The following is a 16,385-nucleotide window of genomic DNA, read 5'->3' as shown; positions in this document are numbered from 1 at the left end:
CGAATCGAGCGGCCCGGCCTACGGTCCCGTCCATGAGCGCGACACAGGACTCGACAGCGCCCCGGGGCGTGATCGTCACCGGCGGCGGAACCGGGATCGGGCGGGCCACGGCCCGCGCCTTCGCCGACCGCGGCGACCGTGTACTCGTAGTGGGCCGTACGCCCGCCACCCTGGCCGGGACCGCCGAGGGGTACCCCGGCATCAGCGTCCTCGCCGCCGACCTCACCGATCCGGACACTCCTCAGGCTGTCACCGACACGGCGCTGAACGCGTTCGGCCGTATCGACGTGCTGGTCAACAACGCGGCCACCGGCGGATTCGCCGCTCTCGCGGAGACCAAGCGGGAAGCCGCCCGCGACCAGCTCGACAGCAATCTCCTGGCTCCGCTGCTGCTCACCCGGCAGACCCTGGACGCCCTCGCGGCCGACGGCGGCGGAACCGTGCTGAACATCGGCTCGGCGGGCGCGCTGGGCCGCCGGGCCTGGCCGGAGAACGGGGTCTACGGCGCCGCCAAGGCCGGGCTCGACTTCCTCACCCGGACCTGGGCGGTGGAACTGGCGCCCCGCGCCATCCGTGTCCTCGGCCTGGCGCCGGGCGTGATCGACACCGGTATCGGTGAACGGTCCGGCATGTCACAGGAGGCCTACGCGGGCTTCCTCCAGCAGATCGCCACGCGCGTCCCGGCCGGCCGGGTCGGCCGCCCCGAGGACATCGCCTGGTGGGCCGTCCAGCTCACCGACCCGCGCGCCGCCTACGCGACCGGAGTGGTGCTCGCGGTCGACGGCGGTCTGTCCCTCACCTGAACCACGCCCCGAAGGAGACTGCCGTGACACACACGGAGACCGACGAGACGATCACCGACGAGACCCCCAGGGCCACCGAGGAGGTCCAGCAGACCGACAGCGAGCTCGGCCGTCATCTCCTGACCGCCCGCGGCTTCCACTGGATCTACGGAACAAGCGGCGACCCGTACGCCCTGACGCTGCGCGCGGAGAGCGACGACCCGGTGGTGCTGGCCCGCCGCATACGGGAATCGGAGACACCGCTGTGGCAGAGCGCCGCCGGAGCCTGGGTCACCGGCCGGCACGGCGTCGCCGCCGAGGTGCTGGCCGATCCGCGGCTGAGCCTGCGGCACGCCGATCTGCCGGGCCTCCAGCGGCACGTCTTCTCGGACGCCTGGAGCAATCCGCTGCTGTGCCACATCGTCCCGCTGGACCGGGCCTTCCTGCACGCGTCGGGCGCCGACCACCTGCGCTGGGAGCGGTCGGCGGCCCCGGTGCTGGGCGAGGCCGCGGCGGACGGCCACCGCAAGAGCGCCGAACGCGTGCACCAGGAGAGGGCCGACGGACTCGGCGCCTCCTTCGAGCTCATGGCGGACTACTCCCGCCCGGTGGCCACCGAGGCCGCCGCGGCGCTGCTCGGCGTCCCGGACGCGCAGCGCGACCGGTTCGCCCGCGCGTGTCTGGCCCTGGGCGTCGCGCTCGACGCGGCGCTCTGCCCGCAGCCGCTCGTCGTCACCCGCCGGCTCACCGAGGCCATCGAGGACGTACGCGCCCTCGTCGGCGACCTCGTCGCGGCGCGGCAGACCGAGCCGGGCGACGATCTGCTCAGCACGGTGCTGCGCGCCGGCTCCGCCGACTCCTGCGCCGTGGACGCGCTCGCGGTCGGGGTACTGACCGCCGCAGTGGGCGTCGAATTCACCGCCGGGCTCATCAACAACGCCCTGGAGGCGCTGCTCGCCCATCCCCGGCAATGGGCGCTGCTCGGCGAGAGCCCCGAACTGGCAGCCGGCGCGGTGGAGGAGACGCTGCGTCACGCGCCGCCGGTGCGGCTGGAGAGCCGGATCGCCGCCGAGGACCTCACGCTCGCCGGCCAGGACATCCCCGCCGGCGCCCAGGTCGTCGTGCATGTCGGCGCGGCGAACCGGGATCCCGAGGTGTTCCTGGCCCCGGACCACTTCGACCTCACGCGGCCGGTGGGACAGGGGCAGTTGTCGCTGTCCGGCCCGCACACCTCCCTCTTCGGGGCGTTCGCCCGGCTCCACGCGGAGACCGCCGTACGCACGCTGCGGGAGCGCCACCCCCGGCTGGCGCCGGCCGACGGCGTCCAGCGGCGGATGCGTTCCCCCGTCCTGGGCGGAGTACTGCGGTTCCCCCTGACCACCTCCGCGTGACGGTACGTCGCGTCCGGCGTACCGCTGCCGGAGTTTCCACAGAGCCGCAGAGAAAGGACCGACCATGCGGGTTCTGCTGACGTCCTTCGCGATGGACGCGCACTTCAACGGGTCCGTACCGCTCGCCTGGGCGCTGCGGGCCGCCGGGCACGACGTACGGGTGGCGAGCCAGCCCGCGCTGACGGACAGCATCACGGCGGCCGGACTGACCGCCGTCCCGGTGGGAGCCGACCCCGCCCTCGACGAGATGGTCAAGGCAGTGGGCGACTCGGTGCTGTCCCACCACGCCAACCAGACGCTGAACCCCGACACCCCCGGTCAACTCACCCCCGCCTTCCTCAAGGGCTGGGACACGATGATGACCCCCACCTTCTACGCCCTGATCAACGACGATCCGATGGTCGACGAACTCATCGCGTTCGCCCGCGACTGGGAGCCGGACCTCATCCTCTGGGAGCCGTTCACGTTCGCGGGCGCGGTGGCCGCGAAGGTGACCGGCGCGGCCCACGCGCGACTGCTGTCCTTTCCCGACATGTTCATGTCGATGCGGCGGGCCTTCCTCGCGCAGCTCGGTCCGGGTCCGACGGGCGGGGACGGGGAGCAGGGGCAGGCGCACGCCGAGGACTCCCTCGGCCAGTGGCTGCAGTGGACACTCGGCCGTTACGGTGTGCCCTTCGACGAGGAGGCGGTGACGGGTCAGTGGTCGGTGGACCAGGTGCCGCGCAGCTTCCGGCCGCCGTCGGACGGGCCGACCGTGGGCATGCGCTACATCCCGTACAACGGGCCGGCGCCCGCCGTCGTACCCGACTGGCTCCGGGTCCCGCCGACGCGTCCCCGCGTGTGCGTCACCCTGGGGCTCACGGCCCGGACCTCGGAGTTCCCCAACGCGGTCCCGGTCGACCTGGTCCTCAAGGCGATCGAGGGGCTCGACATCGACGTGGTGGCCACGCTCGACGCGGAGGAGCGGGCGCTGCTGACCCATGTCCCGGACAATGTGCGCCTGGTGGACCATGTACCGCTGCACGCGCTGCTGCCGACCTGCGCGGCCATCGTGCACCATGGTGGCGCCGGGACCTGGTCGACGGCGCTCGTCGAGGGGGTCCCGCAGATCGCCATGGGCTGGATCTGGGACGCCATCGAGCGGGCGCGCCGCCAGCAGGAGCTGGGCGCCGGTCTCCATCTCCCCTCCCACGAGGTGACGGTGGAAGGGCTGCGGAGCAGGCTGGTGCGGCTCCTCGACGAGCCCTCGTTCACCTCGGCGGCCGCCCGGCTGCGGATCGAGGCCCGGTCCGAACCGACTCCGGCGGAGGTCGTCCCCGTACTGGAGCGGCTGACCGCCCAGCACCGCGCCCACGGGCGTCGACGTCTCGGAGGTACGTCCACACCATGCGTGTCCTGATCACCGGCGGTGCCGGTTTCATCGGATCCCACTATGTGCGCTCCCTGCTGGCCGGCAGCCTGCCCGGACCCCGGCCGGACCGGGTGACGGTCGTCGACGTGCTCACCTACGCGGGGAGCACGGACAACCTGCCTCTGCAGGACCCGCGGCTGGACTTCCGGCGCGTCGACATCTGCGACCTCGACGCGCTCCTGGAGGTGTTCCCCGGTCACGACGCGGTGGTGCACTTCGCGGCCGAGAGCCATGTCGACCGTTCCCTGACCGGGGCCGCGGAGTTCGTACGCACCAATGTGCTGGGCACCCAGACGCTGCTGGAGGCGAGCCTGCGCTGTGGGGTCGCCACCTTCGTGCACATCTCGACGGACGAGGTCTACGGGTCCATCGCCGAGGGCACCTGGACGGAGGAGGAGCCACTGCTGCCCAACTCGCCCTACGCGGCGTCGAAGGCGGGCAGCGACCTCCTCGCCCGGTCCTACTGGCGCACGCACGGGCTCGACGTACGCACCACCCGGTGTGCCAACAACTACGGCCCGCGCCAGCATCCGGAGAAGCTCATCCCCCTGTTCGTCACCGAGCTGCTGGCCGGACGGACCGTGCCGCTGTACGGGGACGGCAACAACGTCCGGGAGTGGCTGCACGTGGACGACCACTGCCGTGCCGTCCACGCCGTGCTGACCGGCGGCCGGGCCGGCGAGATCTACAACATCGGCGGCGGTACGCATCTGACGAACCGTGAGATGACGGCCAAGCTGCTGGAGTTGTGCGGTGCGGACTGGTCCCGGGTCCGTTGGATGCCCGACCGCAAGGGCCACGACCTGCGGTACGCGGTGGACGACTCGAAGATCCGTACGGAACTCGGCTACCGGCCTCTGCGGTCGCTGGACGACGGACTGCGCGAGGTCGTCGACTGGCACCGCGACCAACTGGTACGGCGACCGGAAGCGGCCGAGCGGGTCTGAGCCGGACTCCCGTCGGGGGCGGACCGCACCACAGCCCCGGGCCGCCCGCCCCCGGCGACACAACGACCGAGGACACAACGACCGAGGACACAACGACAGCAAGAAGAGCCGGCCCCGACGGGACCGGCTCTCGTCGTCGGAGCCGGTGTCGTCGGGGCCGGACGGAACAGCGCGCGTCGGGGGAAGCGCGCGCCGTCCGACGAAGGGCCGTGGCATGCGAAGCCGCGCCCCGCGGGCGCGGCCGGCTCCCCGGCCTGCCCGCGTCCGGCGCAGCCTCAGCGGCTGACGACCCGCGCGGCCTTGCGTACCTGCTCGACCAGGAGCGCCTGACGCAGCAGTGCCTCTCCCAGCGCTGCCCGCCCGGTGCCCGACAGGGCCGCCGCCGCGAACGCGTCGAGCGCGTTGCCCACTTGATGGTCGGCGGAGAGCGTCACCTCGGTGATCCTGTCCTGCTGTTCGAGGCGGACCACCGGGCGGTGCTCCCGGGGCGGCGTGAAGGCGCGCGGCACGCTGATCCGGCCCCGGCTGCCCCACAGGGCGTACACGGACCGGTAGGAGTGCTGGAATCCGAAGTCGAGCTGGGCGCTCACCCCGGTCGCCGTGGAGAGCAGCACGCTTCCCGCGACGTCGACGCCGGTGGCCTCGTCGACGCGCAGACAGGCGCCGAGCACGTCGAGTTCCCCGGCGAGGTGGAGCTGGGCCGCGCGCAGCGGATAGACGCCGACGTCCAGCAGGGCGCCGCCGCCGAGCAGCGCGTCGTGCCGGAAGGACGCCGGATCGGGCGGCGGTACCCCGAAGGAGCTGGAGAAGACCCTCAGTTCGCCGACCTCGACGGCCATGTCCCGTACCGCGGCGTGCTGGGAGTGGTGCAGGAACATGAAGTTCTCGGTGAGCGCCAGATCGAAGCGGGCTGCCATCGCCACCAGTTCGGCGCTCTGCGCGTACGTGGTGCTGAGCGGCTTCTCCACCAGGACGTGCTTCCCGGCGGTCAGCGCCTCGGCGACCCATTCGTGGTGCATGCCCGGCGGCAGCGGCACATAGACCGCGTCGATGTCGTCCCGGTCCAGCAGCGCCCGGTAGCCGGTCACCGCCGCGCATCCGAACCGGGCCGCGAGCCGTTCGCTCCTCGCCCCGTCCCGGCTCGCCACAGCCACCAGCCGCACCGACTGATGCTCCACGAGCGCAGGCAGGATCCGGCGCACCGCGATATCAGCACAGCCCAGAACCCCCATGCGGAGTACCGGTCGTGGAGTGTCCTCGGGCATCTGCCACCTCACCTGTCGGATACGTCGCCGACACAAGCTAGCCAGAGCAGGTCGAAAGCCCCTGGAAGCCCACTGGAGCAGGCCCTTTCCGCGGGGACTCCATGGCTCCTCGACCGAGCGGCGCGAGCATGGTCGGCGAGGCAATCCTTACAGGAGGGACGGCTATGACGTCGGACACCAAGGCCCTGGTCCTGGAGCAGGTTCGCGAGTACCACCGGCAGCAGCAGCCGGAGAACTTCGTGCCGGGAGTGACACCGATCCTCTCCTCGGGGGCGGTCCTGGACGAGGAGGACCGGGTCTCTCTGGTGGAGGCGGCCCTGGATCTGCGGATCGCGGCCGGGTCGCACTCCCGGCGTTTCGAGAGCAGGTTCGCCCGCCACATCGGCGTGCGCAAGGCGCACCTGGTGAACTCAGGGTCCTCGGCGAACCTGCTGGCGCTCTCGGCGCTGACCTCCCCCCGGCTCGGCGAACAGCGGCTGCGCCCGGGCGACGAGGTGATCACGGTGGCCGGCGGATTCCCCACGACGGTCAACCCGATCTTCCAGAACGGTCTCACGCCCGTCTTCGTGGACCTCGAACTCGGCACGTACAACACGACGGCGGAACGCGTGCGGGCAGCGATCTCGGACCGCACCCGGGCCATCATGATCGCGCACACCCTCGGCAACCCCTACGAGGTGGCGGAGATCCAGCAACTGGCCATAGATCACGAGCTGTTCCTGATCGAGGACAACTGCGACGCCGTGGGCTCGACCTATCAGGGGCGTATGACGGGCACCTTCGGGGACCTGGCCACCGTCAGCTTCTATCCCGCCCACCACATCACGACGGGCGAGGGCGGTTGCGTACTGACCAAGAACCTCGAACTGGCCCGGATCGTCGAGTCGTTCCGCGACTGGGGGCGGGACTGCTGGTGCGAGCCCGGCGAGGACAACACCTGCCTCAAGCGGTTCGACTACCAGCTCGGTGACCTCCCCAAGGGCTACGACCACAAGTACATCTTCTCGCACATCGGTTACAACCTGAAGGCGACCGACCTCCAAGGAGCCCTGGCGCTCAGCCAGTTGGAGAAGCTTCCGGAGTTCGGCCGGGCCCGGCGGCGCAACTGGCAGCGGCTGCGCGACGGGCTCGCGGACGTCCCGGGTCTGCTGCTGCCCACCGCGACGCCGGGCAGTGACCCGAGCTGGTTCGGCTTCGTCATCACGGTGCTGCCCGACGCCACCTACACCCGCCGCGACCTGATCGCCTTCCTGGAGGAGCGGCGCATCGGCACCCGACGCCTGTTCGGCGGCAACCTCACCCGGCACCCGGCGTATCTCGGCACCCGGCACCGGGTGGCGGGAGATCTCCGCAACTCCGACATCATCACCGAGCAGAGCTTCTGGATCGGGGTCTACCCGGGCATCACCGAGGAGATGACCGACTACATGCGGGACTCCATCGTCGAGTTCGTCGCCAAGAACGGCTGAGCCGCCCGGGGGCGGTCAGCCGATCATCCGGTCGAACATCACGTCCTCCCCGCACCCGGGCACGTCCAGCCACGGCTCCGCCGCGAGCACCGCCTGTTGCAGACGCTGCAGGCGCGGGGACGGCGAGAGCCCCAGTTCCTCCGCCAGCCGGCGGCGCAGCCTCTGGTAGACGTCGAGGGCCTGCCAGGAGCGCCCCGCCCGGTACAGCGCCGTCATGCACTGGGCGTGCAGGCCCTCGTGCAGCGGATGACGGCCGGTGAGCTCGATCAGCTCGGCCAGCAGTTCCGCATGGCGTCCCAGCCTCAGATCTGCCTCCAGACACCGCTCCAGCACGCCGAGCCTGCTCTCCTCCAGACGGGCCACCTCGATGCTCAGTACGGGCCCTATCCGCACGTCGACCAGCGCGGATCCGCGCCACAGCGCCAGCGCCTCACGGAAGTACGCCGATGCCTTCTCCTGCCGGTCCTCGGCGGCGGCAACGCTTCCCGCGGCGACCAGCCGCTCGTAGCGCGGTACGTCGACGGCGTCCGCGGGCGCCTGCCAGCAGTAGCCGCCGTACTGGGTGACGAGGACGTCCTTGGCCGACACCCCGGCGTCGGAACCGTAGGCCGCGGTGAGCTGACGGCGTAGCTGAAGGATGTACGTGTGCAGGGTCGCCAACGCGCTCTGCGGCGGCTCGGTGCCCCAGATCTCCTCCATCAGGGTCGAGACGGGCAGGACCCGATTGGCGTGGATCGCGAGCAGCGCGAGGATCTGGCGGGGTTTCGCGGCGGTCGGCACGATCGAACGGCCCCGCACTTCGGCCGTCAGCGGTCCCAGCAACCATATGTCCATGTTTCTCCCCCATGTGGTCGGCGGAGCACCGCAAAGAGCTCCATGCCCATGGAGTCTCGCTGGCCCCTTCGGCCGCCAACCAGTGCCGTGGACCCGGGCAGGCATATGAGAAACGTATGCGCAAGATATGTAAACCTCATATGGTCCCTGTGCTGGACACACTGGTACCCCCGCGGCCCGGCCCGAAAGGATGGCGGCGCTGCGCAGGGCCTGACCGGGTCCGACGCACCCCACGGAGCAGGCAGTCCACAGCGACAAGGAGCACACATGCTACGGATCACGCCCCTGGCGGACGGCGACGCGGACATGGCCAGGTCCATCGACGATCTCGTGATCACCGAGTTCGGCGACGACTCCGCACAGATCCCCGACGGCCGTATCTGTATCTGCTGGACCTCCTCCACCGGCACCCCGTCCGCCATGGACGGCGGTCGTACGTCTCGATGAGCCGTCCGGTCCCGGGCGACGGGCTCCCCCGGCTGGGGTTCGCACCGCATCTGCGCGTCGAATCGGTGCCGGGGGAGCCCGTCTTCCTGATGACGGAGGACCGGGTGACCACGCTGGGCGGAGCACAGGTCGCCCTGCTGGCGCCACTGCTCGACGGCAGCCGTGATCTGCCCCGTATCGTCGCCGACGCGGCGCCCGGGCTGTCGAGCGACAGCACCGAACGGCTCGTGACCAGGCTGCTGGACGCGGGCCTGCTCCATGCCTATCCACCCGACGGGCCCGACGGCCCCGAGCGTGCCTACTGGGCGCTCACCGGCCTTCAGTCGGAGCCCGCCGGCGGCCGGGACGCACTCCTGGCCCCGGTCGACCTCACCGAGGACGCGGGAGGCGCGCTGCACGAGGCCGTGTCGGCGGCGGGGCTGCGCACCGCGCCCGCCGGCGAGCCGGCCGACCTGACCCTGGCGCTGTGCCACGACTATCTCGATCCGCGGTTGAGCGCCCTGGACGCGGAGCACCGCGCCGCGGGACGCACCTGGCTGCCCGTACGGGCCAGCGGCACCCACCTGTGGATCGGGCCCTTCTTCTCCCCCGGCGACGGCCCCTGCTGGAGCTGTCTCGCGGACCGGCTCCGGCTGCGCCGACGCGGCGAGGCGTACGTCCAGCACCGGCTCGGGCACAGCGGGCCGGCCGCGCACCGTCCGTCGTATCTGCCCGCCGGGCGGGCGGCGGCCATGCAACTGGCCCTGCTCGAGGCCGGAAAGTGGCTCGCCGGGCACCGGGACAGCGATCAGGGCAGCCTGTGGCGGCTGGACACCCGCACGCTGGAGAGCAGCCGCCATCCCGTGCGACGCCGCCCGCAGTGCTCCCGCTGCGGCGATCCGCTGCTGGTACGCGACCGCGTCTCGGCACCGGTCGTGATGTCCCCCCAACCGGTCCGGGACACCACCGGCGGGGGCCACCGGACGTTCGGCCCGGACCGGATGCTGGAGCGCTACGGCCACCTCGTGGACCCCGTCACCGGTCTCGTCGGCGAGATCCGCCGCGAGCCGCGCGGACCGGAGTTCCTCAACTGCTTCCACGCGGGCGCGCAGCCGCCCTGGGACCCCGAGCGGCCGCCGCCCCCGCTCCACACCCCGCTGCGCAGCCCCGGCTCAGGCAAGGGAATCACCGAACTCCACGCCAAGGTGAGCGCGTTGGCCGAGGCCCTGGAGCGGTACAGCGGCTACTTCCAGGGCGACGAGCCACGCCGGCGCGGCAGTTACCGCGAGCTGGCGCCCCTGGCCGTCCACCCGGACAGCGTCCAGCTCTTCGACCGGCGGCAGTTCGAGGACCGGGTGGCCTGGAACCGCACGCACGGACCCTTCCACCAGGTGACCGAGCCCTTCGACGAGGACGCCCCACTCGACTGGACGCCCGTCTGGTCGCTGACCGAGCAACGGCAGCGGCTGGCGCCCACGAGTCTGCTCTACTACAACGCGCCGGACGCGGACACCGGTTTGTGCAGGGCCACCTCCAACGGCGCCGCCGCCGGAACCAGTCTGGAGGACGCCGTCGTCCACGGCTGCCTGGAACTGGTGGAGCGCGACGCGGTCGCACTGTGGTGGTACAACCGCACGCGGCAGCCCGGCGTGGCCCTGGACCAGCGGGATCCGTGGATCGCCCGGATGCGGGCCGTCCTCAGGGAGCTCGGCAGGACGGTGTGGGCCCTCGATCTCACATCCGATCTCGGCATTCCCGTGGTCGCCGCCGTGTCGGCCCGGATCGGAAGGACGGCCGAGGACATCGTGCTGGGCTTCGGCGCGCATTTCGACCCCCGGGTCGCGCTGCGTCGAGCGCTCACCGAACTCAACCAGATGCTGCCGCCGTTGACAGCGGAGACGACCGACGGGACCTCCGCCTACCAGGGCACCGACCCGGAGGCCCTGGACTGGTTCCGGCACGCCACCACCGCCAACCAGCCCTATCTGCTGCCCGCGGCACGCCGGTCCACCCGGCCGCCCGCGGCCTTGCGGCCGCCCGCCGACGCCGCGGAACAGGTCCACGCCCTGGTCGCGCTGTTGCGCCGCCACGGCCTCGACGTACTCGTCCTCGACCAGACCCGCCCCGACGTGGAACTGCCCGTCGCCAAGGTGATGATCCCCGGTCTGCGCCCGCACTGGGCGGGATTCGGCCCCGGCCGGCTGTTCGACGTACCCGTCGCGCTCGGCCGGCTCACCCGGCCGACGGACTACGCGGACCTCAATCCCCTGCCGCTGCATCTGTAAGGGAATGAGACCTTCCCCTTCCTTCCGCGGAACGAAGCAACCTTTCTGCACCCAGAACGATCTTCTTCCACAAGGGGATTGAGAACGGCAGCCACGCCGTGGAGCTTCTTAGTCGAATGACTCGTAGCGGCTAGAATCGACTACGCGTTCCCAACCTCGCGCTTTGCCGTGAGCGGGTTGAGCGCGGCACAACCTGACTCATTGACTCGTTCGGTTCGCCCGAGGGGGAAGAGAAGAGATGCAAGGTTCTGCCCAGCACAGTGGTGCGCGCGCCGAACTAGAGGACGCGAGAAGCAGATACCTCGCCGTCGGCACCTCCAGCGCCATCACCATCGCGGTCCTCGTGGCCTTTTTCGGCGTTGCCTTCGTCTATCTGCTGGAGGAGCATCTCTCACCGGTCAGGTTCACCGCGGGCATCGTGACCCTGTTGCTCGTCTACTGCGTCCAACTGACCCACTCCTTCGGATACCTGTCTCCCCGGCTGACCCGCCTGAGGTACTGGACCTTCGGACTCCAGGTCCTCCTCACCTACCTGCCGTTCCTCACCTTCGCCGATGCCTGGCTCGCCACGCCGGGCGTCCTCGCCGGCTCCGCCCTGCTCGTGCTGCCCCGCCGCTGGATGTGGCCGACGTTCGCGGCGATCGTGGGATCGTCCAGCCTGCTGATACTGGAAAGCGGGGTGGGCCGTGGCTCGCTCGGGTACGGGACCGTCGCCACCACGCTGACCGGCCTGGTGGTGTTCGGGCTCTCCGAGCTGACCCGCCTCGTCCAGGAAGCCCACCGCACCCGCGGCGAGCTCACCCGGATGGCCGTGGAGGCCGAACGGCTGCGCTTCTCGCGCGATCTGCACGATCTGCTGGGCATGAGCCTGACCACCATCGCCTTCAAGTGCGAAGTGGCGCGGCGGCTGCCGCCTTCCAAGCACGCCCGTCTGCAACAGGAACTGACGGAGATCCTGGAAGCCACCCAGCGGGCGTTCATCGACGTCCGGGCCGTCTCACAGACCTACCGTGCCATGTCACTGGCCACAGAGGTCGACACCGTCTTCGCCACCCTCAGGAACATGGGCGTGCACGCCCAATTCCGGGGCAGCGCCGGGCCACTGCCGCCCGACATCGAAACGACCCTGGCGACGGTGCTGCGCGAGGGGGTCACCAACATGCTGCGGCACAGCAGGGTCGGCACCTGCGTCGTCCGAATCCACCGCGAACAGGACGCCGTCAGACTGACGGTGACCAACGACGGACTCGAAGGCCACCCGGCCGCCGCGTTCAGCAACGCCCGGCCCGGAAGCGGCCTCAACAACCTTCGCGATCGCATCGAAGCGGTGGAAGGCCGGCTCACCGCGGAGATCACGGACGGGAAGTGGTTCTCCCTCACGGCGGTCGTCCCGCTGCCGGCGAAGAACCCCGCGCCCAAGCACTGGCTCGTCCGGCCCGTGCATCCCTCCGGCAGAGGGATGCACGATTCCGCTTCAGTGGCCTGAACACTGAGCGCAGAGCACAGAGCACAGAGCACTGAGCACAGGCCCGGTCCCCGGCGCGACCCGTCGGAACTCGTCAGATCCAGCCGCCCTCACGGGCGATCCGTACCGCGTCCATACGGTTGCGGGCGCCCAGCTTGACCACGGCGCTGCTCAGGTAGTTCCGCACCGTTCCCGTGGAGAGGAACAGACGGCCGGCGATGGCCGCGGTGCCCTCGCCCGCGGCGGCGAGCCGGAGGACTTCCAGCTCGCGCGGCGCCAGCGGCTGAGTCACGTCCTCGAGTGCCGCGACGGCCAGTTGGGGGTCGACGACCCGCTTCCCTGCGGCCACCGCCCTTATGGCGCCGATGAGCTGGGACGGGTTGGCGTCCTTGCACAGGAATCCGGTGGCGCGGGTGGCCAGCGCCCGGCGCAAGGTGCTGGGATTGCCGAGCCCCGTGAGCATGAGGATCCTGCAGTCGGGTACGGCGGTGGAGAGCGCGGCGGCGGCGGTGATGCCGTCCATCCCGGGAAGACCTATGTCGAGGACGGCCACATCCGGTCGCAGTGCGCGCGCCTTCGGAACGATCTGATCGCCGCGATCGACTTCGGCCACCACCTCGAAGTCCGCCTCCAACGCCAGGAGTTCGGCCAATGCCCTGCGCAGCATCGCCATGTCCTCGGCGATCAGAATCTTCAGCATGGCCCCCCCTCACATCGGCGGTCTCCAAGACCCCCTGCGCTCCATACTCTCACCCAAAAAGCCAGATCACAGCTTGGAATCGCCCAACGCCCCACCCGCCAACCAGGGCGATTGCAAAGTCAGTTGTCCTTGGAATGACGCCCGTCAGCCGCATCCGAGGAGGGCCGGCGGCCCCTCGGAAGAGCCTGACTCGGCGTTCCCGTGGCTGCTTCCCCTGTTCGTGCAGCGGGGTGCGGGGCCGTGCTGTGGCGGATGTGGAGGGTGACGGGGACCAGGGTCAAGGGAGGGGCGGGGGGTGAGGGGGTGTCGATGTGGTTGAGGAGGGTGTGGAGGGAGATGGTGCCAATGTCCTTGAAGTCCGTGCGGATCGTTGTCAGCGGGGGCAGGAAGTGGGCCGCTTCCGGGATGTCGTCGTAGCCGACGACGCTGACGTCCTCCGGCACCCGGCGGCCCGCCTCGTGCAGAGCGCGTAGGACGCCCAGGGCCATCTGGTCGTTCGACACGAAGACCGCGGTGAGGGTCGCGTCCTTCGCCAGCTTCCGGCCCAGGTCGTAGCCGGAGTCCGCGCTCCAGTCGCCGAAGAGGGGGGCGGGGATCTCGGCTCCGGCCGCCTGGAGGGTGGCGCGCCAGCTCTCCGCTCGGCGGTCCGCCGAGGTCCAGCCCGTCGGGCCCGCGAGATGGTGGACCGTGGGGTGGCCGAGGGAGAGCAGGTACTGCGTCGCCTTGCGGGCGCCGGTGCGGGCGTCCGAGGTGACCATGGGGGTGCCGTCGCCGAGATCGTTGTCCATGACGACCAGGGGGGTGTCCAGATGGGCCTCGGCGAGAGCCCGGGCCACCCAGAGCTGGGGGGCGATCGCGATCACGCCGTCCGCGCCCTCCGCGGAGAGACGGTCCGCCGCGCGTACCACGGTGTCCTTGTCGGCGGTGTCCAGAGCGATCGAGCTCACCAGGTAGCCCGCCTCCTGCGCCGCCGCGTTGATCGCGGTCAGGGTCGAGGCGGGACCGTAGCGGGCCGCGTCGAAGGAGATCACGCCGAGCATGCGGGTGCGGCCGCTGGCCAGCGAGCGCGCGCTGCTGCTGGGGCGGTAGCCGAGGGTGCGCATGGCCGCCTGGACCGCCTCCCGGGTCTCCGGGCGGACGGCCGGGTTGTCGTTGAGCACCCGGGAGACCGTCTGCTTGGAGACGCCGGCCAGTTTCGCGACGTCGTCCATCACGGGGCGGGCGCCGGCGAAGTTGCGTCGGCTGCGTCCCTTGGTCGCCTGGCCCTTGGTCGCCGGGCCGTCGGTCGCCGGGCCGTCGGCGGCGGTTGGGGTCATGACGGGGCTCTTCTTCCTTCCGGCCTGTCCTGGGCTGGGCTGGTCAGCCACAGGATAGGCCGAGGGGAGAGGGGGCGGTCGTCAGTGCTGCTTCGGGCCGAGGTCGGGGGTGTCGGTGAGGTGAGCCTCGGGGGTGGTGGTGCCGTGGAGCTCGAGGAGGACCAGCTCGTTGGCGCCGGGGCGGAGGACGGGGGCGGGGACGTAGAGGGTGCGCTGGGGGCCGCGGTTCCAGTAGCGGCCGAGGTGGAAGCCGTTGATCCAGGCCTGGCCCTTGGTCCAGCCGGGGAGGGAGAGGAAGGTGTCGGCGGGGGTCTTCACCTCGAACTCGCCGTGGTGGAAGGTGGGTTGGGCTGCTGCTGCTGCGGCCGTCGCCGTTGGAGTGGCGGTTGTGGTTGTGGGGGGTTGTGTGAGGGGTAGGGGGTGGCAGTCCCAGTTCTGGAGGGGGGTGCCTGCGTAGGTGACCGGGCCCAGCAGGCCCTTGGGGGTGCCTATGCGGGGGCCGTAGTTGACCCGGCCCATGTTCTCCACGAGGACGTCGAGGACGGCGCCGGGGCGGGGGACGTGGACGGGGAGCGTCTCGTCGTAGCGCTCGCGTTCCAGGACGCCTACGGGGGCGCCGTCCAGGAAGACCTGGGCTCGGTCGCCCACTCCCCCGGTGAAGTGGAGGAGACCGGCGCCCTCGTCCGGGACGGTGGTGCGGTACAGGACGTATCCGGCTCGCTGCCCCAGGTCGTCGGCGGTGAGGGGGTCGGTGGACCGTACGGGGGGTGTGAGATGTGAGAAGAGGGGGGTCATGTTCGTCAACTGGACTGTGGTGAGCGGGAGTTTGGGGGCGGGGGCCGGTACCGGCTCGGCGGGGAGTTTCGTGTGGCGGGCGAGCACCTCGCGGAAGGCATGGTACTTCGGGCCCGGGTCGCCGCTTTCGGTGAGCGGGGCGTCGTAGTCGTAGGAGGTGACGGTGGGGGCGTAGGCGTGGTGGTGGTTGGCGCCGTTGGTGTAACCGAAGTTGGTGCCGCCGTGGAACATGTAAATGTTGACGGAGGCGCCTGCGGAGAGGAGTCGGTCCAGGTCGGCGGCGGCCTGGTCGGCGTCCCGGCCGTGGTGCGGGCCGCCCCAGTGGTCGAACCAGCCGATCCAGAACTCCGCGCACATGAGGGGGCCTTGGGGCTGTGCCTCGCGGAGACGGGCCAGGGACTCGTCGACGCGGCTGCCGAAGGTGCCGGTGGCCAGGACGCCGGGGAGGGTGCCGTTCTTGAGGTGGTCGCCGTCGGTCTGGTCGCAGGTGAAGAGGAGTTCCTCGATGCCGCGGGAGCGGAAGGCCTGCTCGATGTGCTTGAGGTAGGCGGGGTCGTCACCGTAGGCGCCGTACTCGTTCTCCACCTGTACGGCGATGACGGGGCCGCCGGATGCCGCCATGTACGGCAGGAGTGGGGGGAGGAGGAGGTCGAGGTAGCGGTCGATCACGGCGGTGAAGCGGGGGTCGCTGGTGCGCAGGCGGATGCCTGTGTCTGTGGCGGGGGTGGTGTCGGGGGTGGGGGTGGTGTCGGGGGTGGGGGTGGTGTCGGGGGTGGGGGTGGTGGTGAGCCAGTGGGGGAGGCCGCCGCCGTCCCACTCGGCGCAGATGAAGGGGCCCGGGCGGAGGAGGACGTGCAGGCCCTCCGCGGCGGCCAGGCGGAGGAAGCGGGGGAGGTCGAGGAGGCCGTCCAGGGCCAGGGTGTCGGGGTCTGGCTGGTGGAGGTTCCAGGGGATGTACGTCTCGACCGTGTTCAGGCCCATGAGGCGGGCCTTGTGGAGTCGGTCGGCCCATTGGTCGGGGTGGACGCGGAAGTAGTGCAGGGCGCCGGAGAGGATGCGGAACGGTTCGCCGTGGAGGAGGAAGCCGTCGGATGTGGTGGTGAGGGCGGGCATGCGGGTCCCTTCGGTCGGGGCGAGCGGGCTGGGGTGGGGTGAGGTGGGGTGCGGGTGGGGTGCGGGTGGGCGCCGGCGCGGTGGGTGGGGTCGGGGGGGGGGGGGGGGGGGGGGGGGGGGGGGGGGGGGGGGGGGGGGGGGGGGGGGGGGGGGGGGGGGGGGGGGGGGGGGGGGGGGGGGGGGGGG

Annotated in this window: 13 protein-coding genes; 8 read left to right on the top strand and 5 right to left on the bottom strand. The window is 71.2% G+C overall.

The window, feature by feature from the left end; all coding sequences use genetic code 11:
• Window positions 1–32: 32 nt before the first annotated feature.
• The 4 genes from ACIBTS_RS41370 to rfbB all read left to right on the top strand — a co-directional run bounded on the left by ACIBTS_RS41370 (window position 33) and on the right by rfbB (window position 4,531).
• Complete coding sequence (locus tag ACIBTS_RS41370) at window positions 33–803, top strand: SDR family NAD(P)-dependent oxidoreductase (RefSeq protein WP_399326011.1); 771 nt, start codon at window positions 33–35, stop codon at window positions 801–803.
• A 23-nt stretch (window positions 804–826) separates the two neighbouring features.
• Window positions 827–2,173 carry a P450-derived glycosyltransferase activator gene (locus ACIBTS_RS41365; protein WP_399326009.1) on the top strand — a complete coding sequence of 449 codons (1,347 nt, stop codon included), beginning with the start codon at window positions 827–829 and terminating at the stop codon, window positions 2,171–2,173.
• Window positions 2,174–2,237: 64 nt separating this feature from the next.
• On the top strand, window positions 2,238–3,572 hold the full coding sequence (locus ACIBTS_RS41360; protein WP_399326007.1) for an activator-dependent family glycosyltransferase: 1,335 nt from the start codon (window positions 2,238–2,240) through the stop codon (window positions 3,570–3,572).
• The gene (gene rfbB, locus ACIBTS_RS41355; RefSeq protein WP_399326005.1) at window positions 3,560–4,531 is read left to right on the top strand and encodes a dTDP-glucose 4,6-dehydratase; all 972 of its coding nucleotides are present in this window, start codon (window positions 3,560–3,562) and stop codon (window positions 4,529–4,531) included. The genes ACIBTS_RS41360 and rfbB overlap by 13 nt, the downstream gene beginning before the upstream one ends.
• Before the next feature lie 275 nt (window positions 4,532–4,806).
• Here rfbB and ACIBTS_RS41350 read toward each other — a convergent pair whose 3' ends face one another.
• Window positions 4,807–5,796, bottom strand: a complete 990-nt coding sequence (locus ACIBTS_RS41350; RefSeq protein ID WP_399326003.1) for a Gfo/Idh/MocA family protein — start codon at window positions 5,794–5,796, stop codon at window positions 4,807–4,809.
• Window positions 5,797–5,960: 164 nt separating this feature from the next.
• On the opposite strand from ACIBTS_RS41350, the gene rfbH reads away from it, so the two are divergent.
• A complete protein-coding gene (rfbH, locus tag ACIBTS_RS41345) occupies window positions 5,961–7,265 on the top strand; it encodes a lipopolysaccharide biosynthesis protein RfbH (protein WP_399326001.1) in 1,305 nt (434 codons plus the stop codon).
• A 15-nt stretch (window positions 7,266–7,280) separates the two neighbouring features.
• On the opposite strand, the gene ACIBTS_RS41340 is transcribed toward rfbH, so the two are convergent.
• Complete coding sequence (locus ACIBTS_RS41340) at window positions 7,281–8,099, bottom strand: BTAD domain-containing putative transcriptional regulator (protein WP_399325999.1); 819 nt, start codon at window positions 8,097–8,099, stop codon at window positions 7,281–7,283.
• 267 nt (window positions 8,100–8,366) lie between these two features.
• Here ACIBTS_RS41340 and ACIBTS_RS41335 point away from each other — a divergent pair, with 267 nt between their 5' ends.
• The 3 genes from ACIBTS_RS41335 (at window position 8,367) to ACIBTS_RS41325 (ending at window position 12,296) form a co-directional block, all read left to right on the top strand.
• Entirely contained in the window at window positions 8,367–8,546 is a 180-nt protein-coding gene (locus ACIBTS_RS41335; RefSeq protein WP_399325997.1) for a hypothetical protein, read from the top strand.
• The gene (locus ACIBTS_RS41330; protein ID WP_399325995.1) at window positions 8,543–10,810 is read left to right on the top strand and encodes a TOMM precursor leader peptide-binding protein; all 2,268 of its coding nucleotides are present in this window, start codon (window positions 8,543–8,545) and stop codon (window positions 10,808–10,810) included. Before ACIBTS_RS41335 ends, ACIBTS_RS41330 begins: the two co-directional genes overlap by 4 nt.
• 238 nt (window positions 10,811–11,048) lie before the next feature.
• Window positions 11,049–12,296: a sensor histidine kinase gene (locus tag ACIBTS_RS41325; RefSeq protein ID WP_399325993.1), complete on the top strand. Its 1,248-nt coding sequence runs from the start codon at window positions 11,049–11,051 to the stop codon at window positions 12,294–12,296.
• A 73-nt stretch (window positions 12,297–12,369) separates the two neighbouring features.
• Here the strand turns inward: ACIBTS_RS41325 and ACIBTS_RS41320 are convergent, their stop codons facing one another.
• The 3 genes from ACIBTS_RS41320 to ACIBTS_RS41310 all read right to left on the bottom strand — a co-directional run bounded on the left by ACIBTS_RS41320 (window position 12,370) and on the right by ACIBTS_RS41310 (window position 16,199).
• Window positions 12,370–12,975, bottom strand: coding sequence for a response regulator transcription factor (locus ACIBTS_RS41320; RefSeq protein WP_319670967.1), 606 nt, complete (start codon window positions 12,973–12,975; stop codon window positions 12,370–12,372).
• A 119-nt stretch (window positions 12,976–13,094) separates the two neighbouring features.
• Complete coding sequence (locus ACIBTS_RS41315; protein ID WP_399325991.1) at window positions 13,095–14,291, bottom strand: LacI family DNA-binding transcriptional regulator; 1,197 nt, start codon at window positions 14,289–14,291, stop codon at window positions 13,095–13,097.
• Window positions 14,292–14,372: 81 nt separating this feature from the next.
• Window positions 14,373–16,199 carry a glycoside hydrolase family 35 protein gene (locus ACIBTS_RS41310; protein WP_399325989.1) on the bottom strand — a complete coding sequence of 609 codons (1,827 nt, stop codon included), beginning with the start codon at window positions 16,197–16,199 and terminating at the stop codon, window positions 14,373–14,375.
• Window positions 16,200–16,385: the final 186 nt, after the last annotated feature.

Source organism: Streptomyces sp. NPDC050121 (assembly GCF_044460385.1).
GTDB classification, from domain to species: domain Bacteria; phylum Actinomycetota; class Actinomycetes; order Streptomycetales; family Streptomycetaceae; genus Streptomyces; species Streptomyces soliscabiei.
This window is presented reverse-complemented; position numbering and strand designations above follow the sequence as displayed.

Bases quoted from the DNA above. Each gene is read 5' to 3' on its own strand.
- ACIBTS_RS41370 (WP_399326011.1), top strand. From the start codon at position 33: ATGAGCGCGACACAGGACTCGACAGCGCCCCGGGGCGTGATCGTCACC.
- ACIBTS_RS41360 (WP_399326007.1), top strand. From the start codon at position 2,238: ATGCGGGTTCTGCTGACGTCCTTCGCGATGGACGCGCACTTCAACGGG.
- rfbB (WP_399326005.1), top strand. From the start codon at position 3,560: ATGCGTGTCCTGATCACCGGCGGTGCCGGTTTCATCGGATCCCACTAT.
- ACIBTS_RS41350 (WP_399326003.1), bottom strand. From the start codon at position 5,796: ATGCCCGAGGACACTCCACGACCGGTACTCCGCATGGGGGTTCTGGGC.
- rfbH (WP_399326001.1), top strand. From the start codon at position 5,961: ATGACGTCGGACACCAAGGCCCTGGTCCTGGAGCAGGTTCGCGAGTAC.
- ACIBTS_RS41340 (WP_399325999.1), bottom strand. From the start codon at position 8,099: ATGGACATATGGTTGCTGGGACCGCTGACGGCCGAAGTGCGGGGCCGT.
- ACIBTS_RS41335 (WP_399325997.1), top strand. From the start codon at position 8,367: ATGCTACGGATCACGCCCCTGGCGGACGGCGACGCGGACATGGCCAGG.
- ACIBTS_RS41330 (WP_399325995.1), top strand. From the start codon at position 8,543: ATGAGCCGTCCGGTCCCGGGCGACGGGCTCCCCCGGCTGGGGTTCGCA.
- ACIBTS_RS41325 (WP_399325993.1), top strand. From the start codon at position 11,049: ATGCAAGGTTCTGCCCAGCACAGTGGTGCGCGCGCCGAACTAGAGGAC.
- ACIBTS_RS41320 (WP_319670967.1), bottom strand. From the start codon at position 12,975: ATGCTGAAGATTCTGATCGCCGAGGACATGGCGATGCTGCGCAGGGCA.
- ACIBTS_RS41315 (WP_399325991.1), bottom strand. From the start codon at position 14,291: ATGACCCCAACCGCCGCCGACGGCCCGGCGACCGACGGCCCGGCGACC.
- ACIBTS_RS41310 (WP_399325989.1), bottom strand. From the start codon at position 16,199: ATGCCCGCCCTCACCACCACATCCGACGGCTTCCTCCTCCACGGCGAA.